Source organism: Flavobacterium subsaxonicum WB 4.1-42 = DSM 21790, assembly GCF_000422725.1.
GTDB classification, from domain to species: domain Bacteria; phylum Bacteroidota; class Bacteroidia; order Flavobacteriales; family Flavobacteriaceae; genus Flavobacterium; species Flavobacterium subsaxonicum.
On sequence record NZ_KE383912.1, the window covers coordinates 85469 to 101890 of the forward strand.

The following is a 16422-nucleotide window of genomic DNA, read 5'->3' on the forward strand; positions in this document are numbered from 1 at the left end:
GAAAATATAACCGCATTTTTTTATGCACAAGGCAAAAAAATAGCGAATTGATTACTGAATTACCTTTAAACCAAAAGTCGGCTAACGCAATAAAGCATTAGCCGACTTTTTATAATTTTCTAATATATTTAAACTGTAACCTTGTTTTTGTTTGGGAATTTTTTACCCAGCCATTTTCTAACCGGCTCATCATACAGTTTTAAGCATGCATAAGCTATCACTATTGCCGATACCAGCAACAGTATAGCATAAGGGGCACCATCTTGTATAGAAACCTTATTGTTGGCTACCCAGGCTGTATAAATGTAAATTAGCGGATAATGCGTAATGTATATTGGATACGAAATATCGCCAAAAAACTTACACACTTTTGTGGAAGCTGCTCCATGAACGGTACCGCTTGCCCCTAAATATACGATAAGCGGGAAGATACATATAATGGTAACCGACTCGTAAATTCCGTTAAGCCATAAGTTATCGGCACCGCCAATGCGCGGCATGGCAAGCACAACTATTAGTAACAGGCTACACCATAAAAATGCATTTTTAATGTAAGTAATTTTAGCCATCCTGCTTAACAACAACCCTCCAAAAAAGGGGAACATCATACGGCTAAAACCAACCTTTAGCTGCTCAGCATTTATAGACCAGCCGCCCACAACATCGCCCGCAGGTGCCGTAAGCGCAAGGTGCACCAACGCTGCACCCGAGAGTATCACCAAAATAGCCAGTACCGTTTTAGAGAACTTACGCACAAAAAGGGCATACATAATATTGGCTATATATTCAAAAAATAACGACCATCCGGGTCCGTTTAGCGGATGCATTTCGCCCCAGCCCCTTATTTCCTGCGATGGTGTTAACGGTATCAGCGTAAAGCCAATAACCATAACCAACAGCATTTTCCATACGGGTACATCGCTAATTTGCGGCCACAGTACCGAGTCCTGGTAGTAAAAGCACACTGCGCCAATTATCATACCCATAATTACCATGGGCTGTAGCCTGATAAGGCGGCGTTTAAAAAATTCTTTTAGGGTTAGCTTGTGCCAGCGATCGTCATAAGCATAGCCAATTACAAAGCCTGAAAGCAAAAAGAAAAAGTCGACCGCCAGGTACCCGTGATTGATAATCTGGTCGAGGTGGCTGTTGGCGTGTGCCTCGAAAATATGGAAAACAACTACCATTATGGCAGCAACGCCACGCAAGCCATCGAGTATAAGGTAATGTGGTTTAGAATTTACAGCTACTGTGCTCATTTATACGTTTTATATAGTAAGGTAAATAGTTATTCCTGGTGGCTTTTAAGCCAGTCGGTACGGCGCTGGTCCGGCAGGTGTTTAACGGTAAAATTCTCGAATTTAGCTTCGAAACCATTACCATCGGGGCTTGCCGCCATAAGGCCCACCATTACCGGCTTATTGTCTTCCAAAGGCGCGTTTCGGGTTAAAATATACGTTTTATCATCGTATGAATAAAATACCTCAACGGCATCCAGCCTGCGCACTACCTTGATCCATATAAACGGTGGGGCTTTATCTAACGTGGTAACGCTCCAGTCGCTCTTGTCGTGGGTTACAACGGTACTAATGTTGAATTTACCATCTACAAACTCTACTCCGGTTTTAATGTAATTCTTCTCATCTGTACGAATCATAAGCCCCATCTGGTCGAAACGGGTTTTGTAAGCGCCGGTAATTTTTACCTTCACCTCAAACTCGCCGCCATAATTGGCATAATAAAAAGGGGCATCATCTACTGTAAAGCCGTAGTGCGATATGCGCCAGTAATCGGTTTTTGGGGTAACCTGCATAATCAGGCTGTTGTTTTTTATTTCCCATTTTGCAGGCTCGTTAAACCACTGCATTTTTTCAAGGCTTTGAGAAAATGCCATAGTGGCCGAACATAATGCTATTGCGCCTAAAAGTAATTTCTTCATAAATTTACTATTTAAGCACAAACTGTACTTTACCCTTAATGTTTAAAGAAGATGCGCCTATAACAGCCTCAAAATCGCCCGGCTCTGCAACCCATTCGTGTTTTTTATCATCAAAAAAGCTTAAATCAGTCTTATTGATGGTAAACGTTACCGTTTTTTCTTCACCGGCTTTAAGGCTTACTTTTTCAAACCCTTTAAGCTCTTTTACCGGGCGCGGTAACGACGATTTAAAGTCGGCTATATACAGCTGAACCACTTCCTGGCCCTCGCGTTTACCCGTGTTTTTTACTTTTACAGAAAAGGTTATTTTATCTGATGCTGCCATGCTGGTTTTATCGGCCGTTACTTTACCATATTCAAAAGTAGTGTAACTTAAGCCGTGCCCGAAAGGGAATAGCGGAGTAATATTTTGCTTTTCGGTCCAGCGGTAGCCTACAAAAAGGCCCTCGTTATATTTAACCTCATCGCCACCGGGAAATTCTCCAAGGGCATGCGCGCCGTTATCGTTTAATTTAGCCGGGAATGTAAAGGCAAGCTTGCCTGACGGGTTAACATCGCCCATTAGTACTGATGCCAGCGCATTACCGGCCTCTGTACCAAGGTACCAGCCCTGCACAATAGCAGGAACCTGTTTTACCCACGGCATAGCCACCGCGTTGCCCGATATGTTTACAAACACAATGTTTTTGTTTGCTTTTGCAAGCTCTGTAACCACCTTATCCTGGTTGTACGGCAGGCCAAGCTCTTTACGATCGTAGCCTTCGCAATCCTGGTAATCGCTTTTGTTTAAGCCACCTACAAAAATAACCACATCGGCATCTTTAGCTACTTTAATAGCCTCAGCCAAAAGCTGTTCTGCCGTTCTTTTTTCGGTAAGGTCGGCGCCAAAGGCAACGCCGTTATAATCGCTCTTGGCATCGCCAACATAGCCACGTGCATACACTACCTGAGCCTTGTTACCTACCCTTTTTTTAATTCCGTCTAACGGAGAAACCTCATACTTAGCTTTAAGCGATGAGCTACCCCCGCCTACTGTCATGGCTTTAATGGCATTTTCGCCAATAACTGCAATCTTCTTAATTTTAGTCAGGTTAAGCGGCAGCAGGCTATTATTGTTTTGAAGCAATACAATACCCTCTTCGGCTATTTTACGGCCTGCAAGTGCATGCTCTTCAGTTCCAAAAGAGCCGTATGGCCTGTTCTTATTCATTGTTGTTAAAAGGCAAAGGCGAAGCACCCTGCGCACTTTATCATCCAACTCTGTAGTACCAACCTCGCCCGATTTGATCTTATCCAGGTATGGCTGTGCTAAGTAGTAATTATCGTAAGCATTTTTCCTGCCGGCCGATAAACCATCGGTCCAGGTACCAAACTCAAGGTCAAGACCGTTTTTAATGGCCTGCATGCCATTGTGTACGCCACCCCAGTCGGATACTACAACGCCGTCAAAGCCCCATTCGCCTTTAAGAATATCGTTTAGTAAAAACTCGTTATGGCAGCATTGCTGGCCTTTATATTGATTGTACGACCCCATAATGGCCCATGCGCCACCCTGTTGTACCGCCGCTTTAAAAGCCGGTAGGTAAATTTCGTAAAGGGCACGGTCATCCACAACCACATTTACATCGTTACGCCTGCCCTCCTGGTTGTTAAGCGCAAAGTGCTTAACACAGGCAGCCACACCATTGGCCTGTACCCCTTTTATATAAGGCACTACCATTTGGCCTGCAAGAAACGGGTCTTCGCCCATATACTCAAAGTTACGGCCGTTAAGCGGGCTTCGGTAAATGTTTACACCGGGGCCTAAAAGAATATTTTTATTCCTGAAACGCGCCTCTTCGCCAATAGATTTACCATAAAGCGCCGACATTTCTTTGTTCCATGTAGAAGCAAGAGCGGTAAGCGCCGGGAAAGCAATACATGAGTCGTTTGTCCAGCCGGCCTGGTCCCATTCATCCCACTTTACCTCGGTACGTATACCGTGTGGGCCATCGGTTGTCCAAATTTCCGGTATGCCCAAACGCGGCACACCCGGCGAGCTGAATTTAGACTGCGCGTGTATAAGCGCTATTTTTTCTTCGGTAGTCATGCGTTTCAGGGCATCTTCCACCCTTTCTTTCATGGGCTTGGCGTCGTCCAGATAAGCAGGTGTTTTAGTTTGCGCCTGCAGGCCTATTGATGTTAAAGCAAGGGCTATAACCGCGATACTTTTTTTAAACATATAGTTAATTTTATTATTGGTTCTTTATAAAACATTCAGTACAAAACTATAACGTTATAGTGTACATATAATTTTTGGTAGAAAAAAGTAGCAACCTACAAACATTAAATAGTTAAATTACAGACATATAACACATTTACCCTCTGTTAAAAAAGTAGTAAAACAAGAACTATTTATAGTGATTTATCGGGTATATTTCCTATTTTAGACACCATAACCTCGAACGCATCACGCGAAACTGCCGCCTTGTTACGTGCCTTTGTACGGTAATTATAAATGGTGCTTAAAGAGTATCTAAGGAACGCCGCTATCTTAACGCTATCAGTAATTCCTAAACGTATTAAGGCAAAAATACGGAGCTCGGTGTTAAGCAATTCGCCCTGTTTTAAGGTTACCTGTTCGTCTTTTACAAGCAGCGCATTAAAATCTTTTACAAAGGTTGGGTACAGGTTTAAAAATATACTATCAAAATTTTCGTATAACTCTTCCAGCTCGTTATCTACCACCGTGGTCGATTTTAGCATTTTAAACAGCTCATCCAACTGCTTATCGTTCGCTTTTTTATTTAAGGCTTTACGATAATTTTCGAGCTTGTTTATGTAGGTAGAACACAGGTCGAAAAAATGGGCAATGTATTCTTCTTTAACATGATTGGCTTCAAAAAGCTGGGCGTTACGTTCCTGCAATTCGCTGTTGGCACGGCTAATATCGGTATTCAGATCGGCTAACTTACTACTGGTATTGCCCAGTTCTTCTTTAATACGCGATACTTTTTTCATTTGCTTGTACACATATACTACAGCCAATATAAGGAATAACGAAAGCACACTGATTAATATAAGATAAGTTTGCAGTTGCTGCTTGCTCCTGGCTTCTTTATCCAAATAGGCCGTGTTTATAATAGAATAAAGCTCAGACATTTGCAGCGTACGGAACTTTACATTACAAAAAATGGCATCGGCTATAGCCGATTTTGTAAAAATGTAGGCATTATCTATATCGCCGGCTTCATAATACATCAAGGCAAGGTTTTGCACCGATGCATTGTCTTTTATGGCGTTGGTAATATCGGCTGTAGCCGAAATAATATAGTACTCCTTTGCCTGCTCCGGTTTGTCTTGCATCTTAAAAGTATCGCCTAAAAGGTAGGCTATCATGGCGTAGTCCTGATCTTTACTTTTTGCTGTTTTTAAAAGGGTAAGAAGGCTGTTTTGTGCCTCTGTTACATTTTTATTGTAGATGTTTTTTTGGGCAAGGTTGATCTTGTATTTAACCGATGCGGTATCTAAAACCGACAACAGCGAATCGCGGTACACCTCTATATAGGTAACGTACTGCTCGTTATACGTATTGGTAGAATAATGCTCAAAAAACTGGCTGTAGGCCTCGTAATAAATGGGCAGCAATACTTTAGACAGGTTTTTTGTGCTGATGCCTTTAAGGATAATCTCTGACTCCCGATACCTGCCCGATGACGAATACAGGTTGGCCAGTTGCAATTGTGCCTGTTGGTCCAGTTCGTTATTGCTGAGCGCTTTAGATATTCTCAGGTTCTTTTTTACATAGTAAATGGCAGAATCCAGTTTAAACTTACGGTACTCTTTATACAGGTTGCCATTGCAATCGTATTCTTTTTCTAACGACAGGTCGCCCGAAAGCATTCGTTTGTAACCGGCTATCGTTTTCTCCTTTTCCTTAACGTACAGCTCTTTATTTTTTATGGCATAGTTTAACGCTGCAAAAATGGAGTCGGGTTTATTTGCAAAGCAACATGGCAGGCATAAAATAAAGGCAAGAAAAAGCAGGAAGTTTTTCACAAGTCGCGGATATAAATGTTTTTGGTACACAAATATAACAATACACTTTAATAATATAATAATTTAAGCAGCGGCTTTATGAGACAGATTACACTTGTGATTTTTCTTTGCCATGAATTGCACTAATTAATCAAATTTCTATTAATTATTTGTGATAGTCGTGGCTTATACTCACCCATTTACTTACACGTATTTTCGGCTACTACATATACCATTTTGGCTACAGCGGCTTTTATGTACCGGTGCATCTTTGTAGTGTAAATAATTTATAAATACACATCATCATGAAAACCATTTTTATTACCGGCGCATCGGCCGGACTGGGCAAAGCCACTGCACAATTATTTCAGTCTAAAGGATGGAGCGTTATAGCAACCATGCGTAACCCCGAAAAAGAAACCGAACTTAACCTCCTGCCAAACGTTACACTGTTACCGCTGGATGTTACCAACCCCGACCAGATTTGGTCTACCGCACAAAAGGCCATAGCATTAGGCAATATAGATGTGGCGTTTAACAACGCAGGTTACGGCTTATTTGGCGCCTTGGAGGCCTGCACCGATGACCAGATAACCGACCAGATTGCTACCAACCTTACAGGGGTGCTTAGGGTTACACAGGCTTTTATACCACATTTTAGGGAGAAAAAAAGCGGCCTGTTTATTACAACAACATCGGTTTGCGGACTTACGTCTAATCCGCTGTCAAGCGTGTACAACGCCACTAAATGGGCTTTGGAAGGCTGGAGCGAAAGTATCGCCTACGAGCTTGCCCCGTTTAATATTGGCATTAAAACCGTTGCCCCCGGCGGTATTAAAAGTAAGTTTATGCAAGGTATGAAATCTGCCGGGCATAGTGCTTACGAGCCTTTGGCACAAAAACTAAACGAGGTATTTTCTAACGGCCTGCTTATTTTTACCGAGCCTGAAATAATTGCCCAAAGTGTGTACGAAGCCGCTACCGATGGTAAGGACCAACTGACTTACGTTGCCGGTATTGATGCCATTAGCCTGATAGCCAAAAGGCAGGCCGAGGGTGCCGATGCTTTTAGGATTGGCATGACAAAATTGTTTGAACCTGAAACAGCAACCGTATAACTTTAGTAACTTAGCAGCAATGAAAGATTTTAAACAACCTTACGTATTCAATTCTATATCACAGCTGCACCGTGCACTGGGGTTGCCAAAACCCCTGCATCCTTTGCTAAGCCTGGTAGATTACAGCGATGTTACTGCCGATACCGAAGAGATTGCCAAGGGAATGATACTCAATTTTTATAAGGTATCGTTTAAAAAGAATTTTAAGGGACAGATAAAGTACGGGCAGGGTTATTATGATTTTGAGGAAGGCGGCATGTCGTTCATATCGCCCAACCAGGTTATCTCTGCCACGCAGGAGGAGGCCGATTATGGCGGGTATACCCTGCTGTTTCATCCTGATTTTATAAGGAACTATCCGCTGGGAAGGAACATTAAAAATTACGGATTTTTCTCGTACTCAGCATCCGAAGCGCTGTATCTTTCCGATAAGGAAAAAGAGATAATTACCGGTATTTTTAGTACCATTCAGCACGAGCTTACGCTGTCTATAGATAACTTTAGCCAGGATATTATGATATCGCAAATAGAGCAGCTGCTTAATTACAGTAACCGCTTTTACAACCGCCAGTTTATTACCCGCAAGCTGCCCAACAACGACCTGGTTGCCAAAATGGAAGAACTATTGGCCGACTACTTTGCTACACAGAAAACGCTGGTAAGCGGCGTGCCTACGGTGCAGTATTTGTCCGATAAGCTTAATGTGTCTAACCGCTATTTAAGCGATATGCTGCGGGCTCATACAGGGCAAAATACGCAACAACACATACATAATGCACTGATTGAAAAGGCTAAGGAGTTATTGAGCACTACCGAATTTTCTATTGCCGAAGTGGCCTATCAGTTAGGGTTTGAGCATCCGCAATCGTTCAATAAAATTTTTAAAAAGAAAACAGATATTTCGCCTGTAGAGTTCAGGCAATCGTTTAACTAACAAACATATACAATGTCTTACTGTAGCGCAATAGAAACCATGGCCCCCGATAAAAAGGCCCTACACAAAAGGTACCACGACCACCATTACGGTTTCCCGATCGAGGAAGATAACGAACTGTTTTGCAGGCTGGTTATGGAAATTAACCAGGCAGGCCTTAGCTGGGAGATCATCCTTAAAAAAGAAGAATCGTTCAGGCTGGCTTACGATAATTTTGATATTGGCAAAGTAGCTGCCTATACCGAAATTGACCGCGAGCGTCTTTTATCCGACCCCGGCATAATCCGTAATCGCCTTAAAGTTAATGCTGCTATAGAAAACGCCAAAGCCATACAGCTACTGCAAAAAGAGCACGGATCTTTTAAAAACTGGCTCGAAATGCAGCACCCAAAAACCAAAGAAGAATGGGTTAAGATCTTTAAAAAGACCTTTAGATTTACGGGTGGCGAAATTGTAAATGAGTTTTTTATGAGTATCGGTATGCTACCAGGCGCACACGTAGCCAACTGCCCTGTATATAACGAAAACAAAAAAGCAGGTGCCCTATGGATGCTGTAGCTATCTGATAGCTTGTTTACTTAGCCTCTGTAGCGTCAACTCCCACCAACGCTTTAATATACTCGGTTATAGTGGTACTGCCCCTTTGCGGTGCATCGGGTTGCTCATATTTTTGCTCTAACGTAATTTTGGTCATATTCACCATGCTCTGCGCAGCGACTTCGCTAAAGCCCACTTTAATCAGTGATTCTTCCCACTCGTCTTCGGGTATTTGCACCACGGTAACAGGTTTGCCCAGTGCCTCTGCAAAAGCAGCAGCCACATCGTTAGGCGAATAATCTTGCGGGCCGGTAAAATAAGTAAGATTAGATGCCATACCCTCTGCGGTAAGCAGTTGGGCGGCAAATTTGCCAATATCGGCAGGGTCTGCCATGGGCAATTTAAAATCGGGCGGATAAAAACTGTACACTTCACCTTCTGTTCTTGCGGTGTCGAGAGAAGCATCCCAATTGCTGTAGTAATAGGCACCCCGAATAATACTAACAGGCACCGGCATAGCCTTAAGAGCCTCTTCCATTTCGTAAAGCACCCCAAGGTCGCCAATGGCATTACCATGCTGTGCACCATAGGTAGATTGAGCAACAATGCGTTCGAGTCCTGCTCCTTCAAGCGCCGCCAGGATAGACTCCAGACTTTTACGTTCTTCGGCAGCAGTATCTGTATAAGGAGCCGCGGGCGGGTTAAGCAAATACAACCGCTTACCGCGTTTAATAATGCCCTGTAGCCTGTTGGTATCTAACACATCGGTAACAGCAACATCGGCACCGGTAGCTTTAATTTCGGTAATGTTATCGGGGTTGTGGGTAATAACAAGTATTTCTTCGCCCTGCGCCAACAATTCTTTGCATAACGACTTACCAATGTGGCCGGTACCCCCTAAAATAATGTGCATAAATGATGATTTAAATTTAGTAGCCTAATATTTTTTTAAGTTACCAAAAAGAAAATCACCACTTATGCACTTTATAATTTTAATAACATATACCCTTAGGCAAGGCTATATCTTACCACGGACTGATACCGGTTTCGGGGTTATTGTCGTCGCTAAAAAAATGACCTGTAGGGCCATCTGCACCTAAAACGGCCGCTTTTACCACACGGGCAGCGGCATCCTGCACGCTTCCGGGTCCGGAATGGTTATTAAAATCGGTTGCGGTATAGCCGGGGTCTACAGCGTTTACCTTAAAAGCAGTATCGCGTAAATCGTAAGCAGTTATAATAGTGTAGGCATTAAGGGCGGCCTTAGACGATACATAAGCAGCTGCCTTAACAGCATAATATTTCCATGAAGGGTCGCTATGCAATGTAAGAGAACCCAACCCAGACGTTACATTAACTATTCGTGGTTCGGCAGACTCTTTAAGCAGGTCGATAAACGCCTGAGTAGTTTCTATCACACCAAAAAAGTTGGTATCAAATACCTGTTTAATGGCATCGGTATCTGCCTCTAACGATGTTTGCGGCACAGGGCCTAAAATGCCTGCATTGTTAATAAGTACATCGAGCACTTTAGTTTTTTGGCCAAGCACTTCGCGCGCCGCCTTAACCGATTGTTTGCTATTAACATCAATATTAATAGACTCTACATTATTTAAGCCTTCCGACTGTAGCTGGTTTACGGCTTCCTGCCCTTTTTGTATATCGCGGCAGCCCAGGTAAACGTAATATCCTTGCTGTAATAATTGCCTGGCGGTTTCAAAGCCAATGCTTTTGTTGGCTCCTGTAATAAGTACTGTTTTCATAATTGTATTTAATTGTTTACTGGTACAAAATTACAGCCTGCACCCTGCGTGCCTGTAACACATCTAATGGTATTAATGGTACATTTTACGGAAGTTGGCCCGGCACTCCGCAGGTGTTATGCCCGTTTCGCGCTTAAAGAAGCGGTTAAAATAGGAGGCATCAGAAAATCCTAAGTCGAAAGCAATTTCTTTTAAAGAAGTATTGGTATGAAACAGCAGGCGGCGCGCCTCAAGCAACAGGCGGTTATGTATGTGTTTAATGGCCGGCTTACCGCTCTGGTTTTTAACTACCTCGCTTAAATGCCCGGCCGATATGTTGAGCATAGACGCGTAATCGCCTACTTCGTGCAGTTCCCGGTATGACTCGTCGATCTTCGCCTGAAACTTCCTTAGTAATAATTTATCTGCAGATGATGCCTCATCATCTTTATATTGTTGTGTATAAAGGCGGCTTAAATAGGTTAGCAAAACCGAAAGGTACGCGGTTAGCATGCGCTGTTGCCATTCGCCGGGGTGTTGGTATTCGGTATCAATCTTGCTAAGCATATCTTCTACAAAAAGTATATCGGGCGCTGTAAGCAGTAATTCGTGTGCATTTTTAGAATTCTGAATAAACGGCAGCCTGCTCAACGCATCATTTTCCTGAAGCGATAAAAATTCGGGTGTAAAGGTAATGCCGGTGCTCCATAATTCTCCAACCCCTTCTTTAACAATAATCTGGTTGGGGGCGGCAAAGTAAATGGCATTGTCTTTAAGCGTGTACTGGGTCATGTCTATCCAGTGGCTGCTGCCGCCGCGCCTCATAAAAACAAGCAGGTAATGGTCTTTGCGGTGTGGTATAAGCAGGTCGTCCTGGCTGGGCAACGTGCCCGCAAAATTATACACCCTAAAGTGTTTGTTTCCGGTATCATCGGGCACTATAGAGTAAACCGGTAATTGCTGATTAGTAGTGAGTAGTTGCATGCTTAAAGCTATGAATTATTTTTTTGAATTGAGTTTTTTGATTTTAAATGTATATATGATATTTTAAATTCGGAGAAATAGCATGTTGATTTATATGCCGCTTCTCCGAAGCTCTATACCGTTAGGGTATATTTATCTTATACATATATCGCTCCTCTGGAGCTAAGAGGCATCCCAGACAAATAACTAAATCTCCAAATAACCGTATCCACTTCCTCATCAAATAACCAGATCCCCGAATTATCAAATTTCCAAATTATCAAATTAGTTATACGATTTCTGGTATTTTAGGGGCGTCATGCCCGTAATGTCTTTAAAACATTTATGAAAGCTGGCAAAGTTGTAAAAGCCGCATTCAAAGCAAATTTCTTTCACGCTCATTTTGTTTTCTATCAGTAACCTACAGGCATGCCCAATGCGTATCTCATTGGTAAACAATGAGTATGTTTTGCCCGTGCGCGACTTAAAGAACTTGCAGAACGAATTTCGGCTAATTTTTGCTACCTGCGCAATTTCCTGCAACTCAATTTTCTTTTTATAATTAAGGATGGTGTAGTTGTAGATGGATTGTATCCTGTCGCGCTCGGTTTGCTGAAAGTCATACTGAAACCCGAACGACACCAAATAGTTAACCTCTTTACAGCGGCCAATTTCGAGCAGCGCCTCCATAAGGTTAATAATTTTTCGGCTACCCGATGTTTCCACTATTTCCTCAATTAATTCGGCAATAACTTTTCTCTCCGGCCCTGTTATTTGTATACCCTGCTTAGAATGCTCTATAACCTTGTTAAGTTCCTGGTTTTCGGGCAGGTTTAAAAAATCCCTGCCCCAAAAATCGCGGGCAAAGTGCACCACATAAACATCAACGGCTTCAGTAAGCCCCTCTTTAAAATATTCCGTGTCAAACTGCCACAAGTGGGGTAAGTTACTGCCAATCAGCACAACATTGCCATCGGCAAAATTGCTGATGCTATCACCAATAAACTGTGTACCCTTACCCTTTTTTATATAAATAAGCTCCAGCTCGTCATGATAATGCCAGCGGTTGTTAATATCGGGCAGTACATCATGCCGCCCGCTAAACGACTGTGCCGAACCCGACGCTATGGTTAATCTGTGTGGTTTCATTAATTTAAAAAGTTTGCAATTTGCGCACTTATTTTCGTTTATCAAACAAATATCGTACAATATGGCTTACTATTTAGACAATAAGGTAAAATTTTAAACTGGAAATTTAACCGTATTTTGTAATTACCCGTTTAGCACTATAACAATTTCGTAATTTATTCAGGTAACAACATGAGCCACTCTTCCAATACAGATTTTATTACACCGGTTACACAAAAAAGTAGCCGTGGCTACCTGTTTCCTTTAATTTTGGTAACCAGCCTGTTCTTTTTTTGGGGGTTTGTGCACAACCTGGACCCGGTGTTAATTCCGCACCTTAAAAAAGCATTTAGATTAACCGACCTGGAGACTGCCTTTGTAGATTTCTCTGTGTTTATAGCTTATTTTGTAATGGCATTGCCTGCCGGTTATTTTATGAGAAAATACGGCTACAAAAGCGGTATTATATTAGGATTGAGCCTCTTTGCCATTGGGTCGCTATTATTTTTGCCTGCGGCAGATACCCGAGAATATATTTTCTTTCTGGGGGCGCTGTTTATCATCGCCTGCGGACTTACCTTTTTAGAAACCGCTGCAAACCCTTATGTTACAGTTTTGGGCGACCCAAAAACGGCCACACAGCGCCTTAATTTCTCGCAATCGTTTAACGGTCTGGCAGCATTTTTAGCCCCGGTTGTGGGTGGTAAATTTATACTGTCGGGCACCAACTACAGCGAGGCACAACTGGCGGCTATGCTACCATCTGACAAAGAAGCCTACCTACTGGAAGAAGCCAGCAGTGTTAAAGGGCCTTACCTAACGCTGGGCATCATTATAATAATAGTAGCCATACTATTCGTGTTTACCAAATTACCCGATATTAAAGAAAACAAAGCCGAGATAGAAGGCTCTAACATAAGGCATGCGCTACGGCATAAAAATTTACTTTGGGCTATTATAGCACAGTTTTTTTATGTGGGGGCACAGGTTTGCGTGCTTAGTTTCTTTATCCGGTTTGTAACCACATCAGCCGGAATATCAGAAATCCAAGCCAGCTGGTATGCCGGGGCAGCAGGCCTTGCCTTTATGCTGGGGCGCTTTGCAGGCACATTTTTTATGCAATACATAGCCCCTAACCGCCTGCTTATGCTGTATGCAATTATAAGTATACTGCTAACCGTGGTGGCAATTTTTGCAAGCGGCATTGTTACCGTATATGCGCTAATAGGCATTGCGTTCTTTATGTCTATCATGTTTCCTACCATATTTTCTATGGGCATTGCCGGTTTAGGAAGGGATACCAAACTGGGGTCGTCGCTCATTGTAATGTCTATTGTTGGCGGGGCTTTGCTACCATTGGGTTTGGGTTATATATCAGATATTACAGGTAACATACAGTACGGTTACGTGGTGCCGCTAATTTGCTTTTTGGTGGTGTTTTTCTTCGGATGGAAAAAATGGAGGCCCACTGCTACAGAAAATAATATTGCTTTAGAAATACAATAATTATAAATGAAACACTTAGTTATTAAAATAAACAAGGCCGATAATGTACTGGTTGCCCTTCAGGACCTTCCTAAAGGTACCGAGCTTGTTTTTGAAGGCGAAACCTATACCACTATAGAGGCTATACCGGCCAAGCACAAGCTGTTTATGCAGGATATGCATGCCGGCGATGAAATTTTTATGTACGGCGTTCTGGTTGGTAAGGTGCAGTTTGATGTGCCAAAGGGATCGCGCATGAATGTGGAGAACACTAAACATGCCGCCGAACCTTTTGCTTATCGCGATGTTGATTACACCTGGGAAGCCCCCGATGTCAGCAAATATGCCGGTCGTACTTTTAACGGTTACCACCGTAAAAACGGCGATGTGGGCACGGCCAATTACTGGCTGTTTATACCTACTGTTTTTTGCGAAAACCGCAACCTGAGCATTATAAAAGAATCGTTATACAGCGAGTTAGGATATGCGGTAGACGATAAATATAAATCGTACACCCACAAACTGGTTCAGGCGTTTGAGAATGGCCAGGATGTTACCAACATTACTTTTGAGCCCAGTCGAGAGCCTAAAGCTAACCGAACATTTAAAAATATAGACGGTATAAAATTCCTGAACCATAATGGCGGCTGCGGCGGTACAAGGCAGGACAGCGATATGCTAAGCAAGCTGCTGGCTGCGTATGCCGATCATCCTAACGTTGCGGGTGTAACTGTGCTTAGCCTTGGCTGCCAGCACCTGCAGCTATCTGATTTTACGCGCGATGTTTTTGCCCGTAACCCCGATTTTGATAAGCCTGTGTTTATCTTTGAACAGCAAAAGGCGCAAAGCGAAGAGCAGCTGATACAGCAGGCCATTCGCGATACTTTTGTGGGCCTTATTGTAGCCAACAAGCAGGAACGCGAGCCGGCAACCTTAGATAAGCTAACCGTTGGCGTTAAATGCGGTGGCAGCGACGGTTTTAGCGGTATATCTGCCAACCCTGCCGTGGGCCATACGGCCGATTTACTGGTTGGGCTTGGCGCAAAGGTACTGTTGGCTGAATTTCCTGAGCTGTGCGGTGTGGAGCAGGAAATGATAGACCGATCTGTTGATAAACCTACGGCAGAGAAATTTATACGGTTAATGACCGAGTACGATGAGCTTGCTCATAAAGTGGGCTCCGGTTTTTATATGAATCCGTCGCCCGGTAATATTAAAGATGGCTTGATTACCGATGCCATTAAGTCGGCAGGAGCGGCGCGTAAAGCGGGTTCGGCACCTGTGGTAGATGTTTTGGATTATACCGAGCCTGCCACCAAACCCGGCCTTAGCCTTGTGTGTACCCCCGGTAACGATGTGGAGGCTACCACGGGTAAAGCAGCATCGGGCGCAACACTTATATTGTTCACTACCGGGTTGGGCACGCCTACCGGTAATCCCGTTTGCCCTACCATTAAAGTGGCTACCAACTCGATACTGGCTAACCGCATGAGCGATATTATAGATATTGATACCGGCCCCATTATTAGTGGCGAAAAAACCATTACCCAAATGGGCGAAGATATACTGGAGTACTGCATTAAGGTAGCAAGCGGGTTAGAAATACCTAAAGCCGTGCAACTTAACCAAGACGACTTTATTCCGTGGAAACGGGGTGTCAGTTTATAATTTATTTTAAATGTTGAATTTTAAATTTTAAATTCCCAACAACCATCAACTGGCAACCATCAACCAGCCATCAAATAACCAAATTATCGAATAATCAAATAAACATAAAATATGTTTTCATTACAAAATAAAATAGCGGTAGTAACCGGTGCCGGCAGCGGTATTGGCAGGGCTATTGCGGTATTGCTTGCTAAACAGGGTGCCGAAGTGCATGTTTTAGAAATCAGCCAGGAACAAGCTGGCGGCACGGTTTCGGAGATCCTTCAAAACTATAATAAGGCCGTGGCGCATGTGTGCGATGTATCTAACCAGCAAGCGGTTTTAGATACTTTTAAAGCCATTGGGCCTATTAATATACTGGTCAACAATGCCGGTATTGCCCACATTGGCAAAGCCGATACCACCCCCGAAGACGATTTTGACAGGGTAATGCGCGTTAACGTAAAAGGTGTTTACAACTGCCTGTTTGCTGCCATTCCGCAATTGCGACTGGCCGATGGAGGGGTTATTATCAATATGGCATCTATTGCGGCATTGGTAGGTATACCCGATAGGTTTGCCTACAGCACGGCCAAAGGCGCGGTTAAGGCCATGACCATGAGTGTGGCTAAAGACTATATTGCAGAGAACATCCGTTGTAACTCCATTTCCCCTGCAAGGGTGCATACCCCTTTCGTGGATGGTTTCCTTCAGAAAAACTACCCGGATAACATCGATGAGATGTTCCAGAAACTGTCTAAAACGCAGCCCATAGGCCGTATGGCCGAACCGGAAGAAGTAGCATCGTTAGCGTTGTATCTTTGCAGCGACGAGGCCGGCTTTATTACCGGTGTAGATTATCCTATAGATGGTGGTTTTACCACCCTTAACAACTAATAAAACATATTAATT

The 16422-nt window shown here is 43.2% G+C and carries 14 protein-coding genes; 6 read left to right on the forward strand and 8 right to left on the reverse strand.

All coding sequences use genetic code 11. The features are described 5' to 3' along the window. Positions 1-128: 128 nt before the first annotated feature. From G509_RS0120245 to G509_RS0120260, 4 genes are all read right to left on the reverse strand, one after another. Positions 129-1259 (reverse strand): acyltransferase family protein, encoded by a 1131-nt coding sequence (locus G509_RS0120245; protein WP_026993211.1) that lies wholly within the window; start codon positions 1257-1259, stop codon positions 129-131. 29 nt (positions 1260-1288) lie between these two features. Next, positions 1289-1939: a DUF1349 domain-containing protein gene (locus tag G509_RS0120250; RefSeq protein WP_026993212.1), complete on the reverse strand. Its 651-nt coding sequence runs from the start codon at positions 1937-1939 to the stop codon at positions 1289-1291. Between the two features lie 7 nt (positions 1940-1946). Then, entirely contained in the window at positions 1947-4160 is a 2214-nt protein-coding gene (locus tag G509_RS0120255; protein WP_026993213.1) for a glycoside hydrolase family 3 C-terminal domain-containing protein, read from the reverse strand. Between the two features lie 173 nt (positions 4161-4333). Next, complete coding sequence (locus tag G509_RS0120260) at positions 4334-5977, reverse strand: DUF6377 domain-containing protein (protein WP_035739402.1); 1644 nt, start codon at positions 5975-5977, stop codon at positions 4334-4336. A 284-nt stretch (positions 5978-6261) separates the two neighbouring features. Between G509_RS0120260 and G509_RS0120265 the strand changes: the two genes are divergently transcribed. Genes G509_RS0120265 through G509_RS0120275 form a run of 3 tightly spaced genes read left to right on the forward strand, consistent with a single transcriptional unit; the run spans position 6262 to position 8566 of the window. Next, entirely contained in the window at positions 6262-7074 is an 813-nt protein-coding gene (locus tag G509_RS0120265; protein WP_035739404.1) for an SDR family oxidoreductase, read from the forward strand. Between the two features lie 19 nt (positions 7075-7093). After that, complete coding sequence (locus tag G509_RS0120270) at positions 7094-8008, forward strand: helix-turn-helix domain-containing protein (RefSeq protein WP_026993216.1); 915 nt, start codon at positions 7094-7096, stop codon at positions 8006-8008. A 12-nt stretch (positions 8009-8020) separates the two neighbouring features. Continuing rightward, entirely contained in the window at positions 8021-8566 is a 546-nt protein-coding gene (locus G509_RS0120275) for a DNA-3-methyladenine glycosylase I (RefSeq protein ID WP_026993217.1), read from the forward strand. 16 nt (positions 8567-8582) lie between these two features. Here G509_RS0120275 and G509_RS0120280 read toward each other — a convergent pair whose 3' ends face one another. The 4 genes from G509_RS0120280 to G509_RS0120295 form a co-directional block, all read right to left on the reverse strand. After that, entirely contained in the window at positions 8583-9458 is an 876-nt protein-coding gene (locus G509_RS0120280; RefSeq protein ID WP_026993218.1) for an NmrA family NAD(P)-binding protein, read from the reverse strand. Between the two features lie 112 nt (positions 9459-9570). Next, a complete protein-coding gene (locus G509_RS0120285; protein ID WP_026993219.1) occupies positions 9571-10308 on the reverse strand; it encodes an SDR family oxidoreductase in 738 nt (245 codons plus the stop codon). 72 nt (positions 10309-10380) lie between these two features. Beyond that, on the reverse strand, positions 10381-11271 hold the full coding sequence (locus G509_RS0120290) for an AraC family transcriptional regulator (RefSeq protein WP_026993220.1): 891 nt from the start codon (positions 11269-11271) through the stop codon (positions 10381-10383). Between the two features lie 264 nt (positions 11272-11535). Then, positions 11536-12399, reverse strand: coding sequence for an AraC family transcriptional regulator (locus G509_RS0120295; RefSeq protein WP_026993221.1), 864 nt, complete (start codon positions 12397-12399; stop codon positions 11536-11538). 171 nt (positions 12400-12570) lie between these two features. On the opposite strand from G509_RS0120295, the gene fucP reads away from it, so the two are divergent. The 3 genes from fucP to G509_RS0120310 all read left to right on the forward strand — a co-directional run bounded on the left by fucP (position 12571) and on the right by G509_RS0120310 (position 16407). Next, complete coding sequence (fucP, locus tag G509_RS0120300; RefSeq protein ID WP_026993222.1) at positions 12571-13884, forward strand: L-fucose:H+ symporter permease; 1314 nt, start codon at positions 12571-12573, stop codon at positions 13882-13884. Between the two features lie 6 nt (positions 13885-13890). Next, a complete protein-coding gene (locus G509_RS0120305; RefSeq protein ID WP_026993223.1) occupies positions 13891-15531 on the forward strand; it encodes a UxaA family hydrolase in 1641 nt (546 codons plus the stop codon). A 111-nt stretch (positions 15532-15642) separates the two neighbouring features. Continuing rightward, positions 15643-16407, forward strand: coding sequence for an SDR family NAD(P)-dependent oxidoreductase (locus tag G509_RS0120310; RefSeq protein WP_026993224.1), 765 nt, complete (start codon positions 15643-15645; stop codon positions 16405-16407). Positions 16408-16422: the final 15 nt, after the last annotated feature.

Excerpts from the sequence above, each read along its gene's own strand:
- G509_RS0120290 (WP_026993220.1), bottom strand. The coding sequence starts at position 11,271 with ATGCAACTACTCACTACTAATCAGCAATTACCGGTTTACTCTATAGTG.
- G509_RS0120250 (WP_026993212.1), bottom strand. The coding sequence starts at position 1,939 with ATGAAGAAATTACTTTTAGGCGCAATAGCATTATGTTCGGCCACTATG.
- G509_RS0120275 (WP_026993217.1), top strand. The coding sequence starts at position 8,021 with ATGTCTTACTGTAGCGCAATAGAAACCATGGCCCCCGATAAAAAGGCC.
- G509_RS0120245 (WP_026993211.1), bottom strand. The coding sequence starts at position 1,259 with ATGAGCACAGTAGCTGTAAATTCTAAACCACATTACCTTATACTCGAT.
- G509_RS0120270 (WP_026993216.1), top strand. The coding sequence starts at position 7,094 with ATGAAAGATTTTAAACAACCTTACGTATTCAATTCTATATCACAGCTG.
- G509_RS0120310 (WP_026993224.1), top strand. The coding sequence starts at position 15,643 with ATGTTTTCATTACAAAATAAAATAGCGGTAGTAACCGGTGCCGGCAGC.
- G509_RS0120255 (WP_026993213.1), bottom strand. The coding sequence starts at position 4,160 with ATGTTTAAAAAAAGTATCGCGGTTATAGCCCTTGCTTTAACATCAATA.
- G509_RS0120265 (WP_035739404.1), top strand. The coding sequence starts at position 6,262 with ATGAAAACCATTTTTATTACCGGCGCATCGGCCGGACTGGGCAAAGCC.
- G509_RS0120305 (WP_026993223.1), top strand. The coding sequence starts at position 13,891 with ATGAAACACTTAGTTATTAAAATAAACAAGGCCGATAATGTACTGGTT.
- fucP (WP_026993222.1), top strand. The coding sequence starts at position 12,571 with ATGAGCCACTCTTCCAATACAGATTTTATTACACCGGTTACACAAAAA.
- G509_RS0120280 (WP_026993218.1), bottom strand. The coding sequence starts at position 9,458 with ATGCACATTATTTTAGGGGGTACCGGCCACATTGGTAAGTCGTTATGC.
- G509_RS0120285 (WP_026993219.1), bottom strand. The coding sequence starts at position 10,308 with ATGAAAACAGTACTTATTACAGGAGCCAACAAAAGCATTGGCTTTGAA.
- G509_RS0120295 (WP_026993221.1), bottom strand. The coding sequence starts at position 12,399 with ATGAAACCACACAGATTAACCATAGCGTCGGGTTCGGCACAGTCGTTT.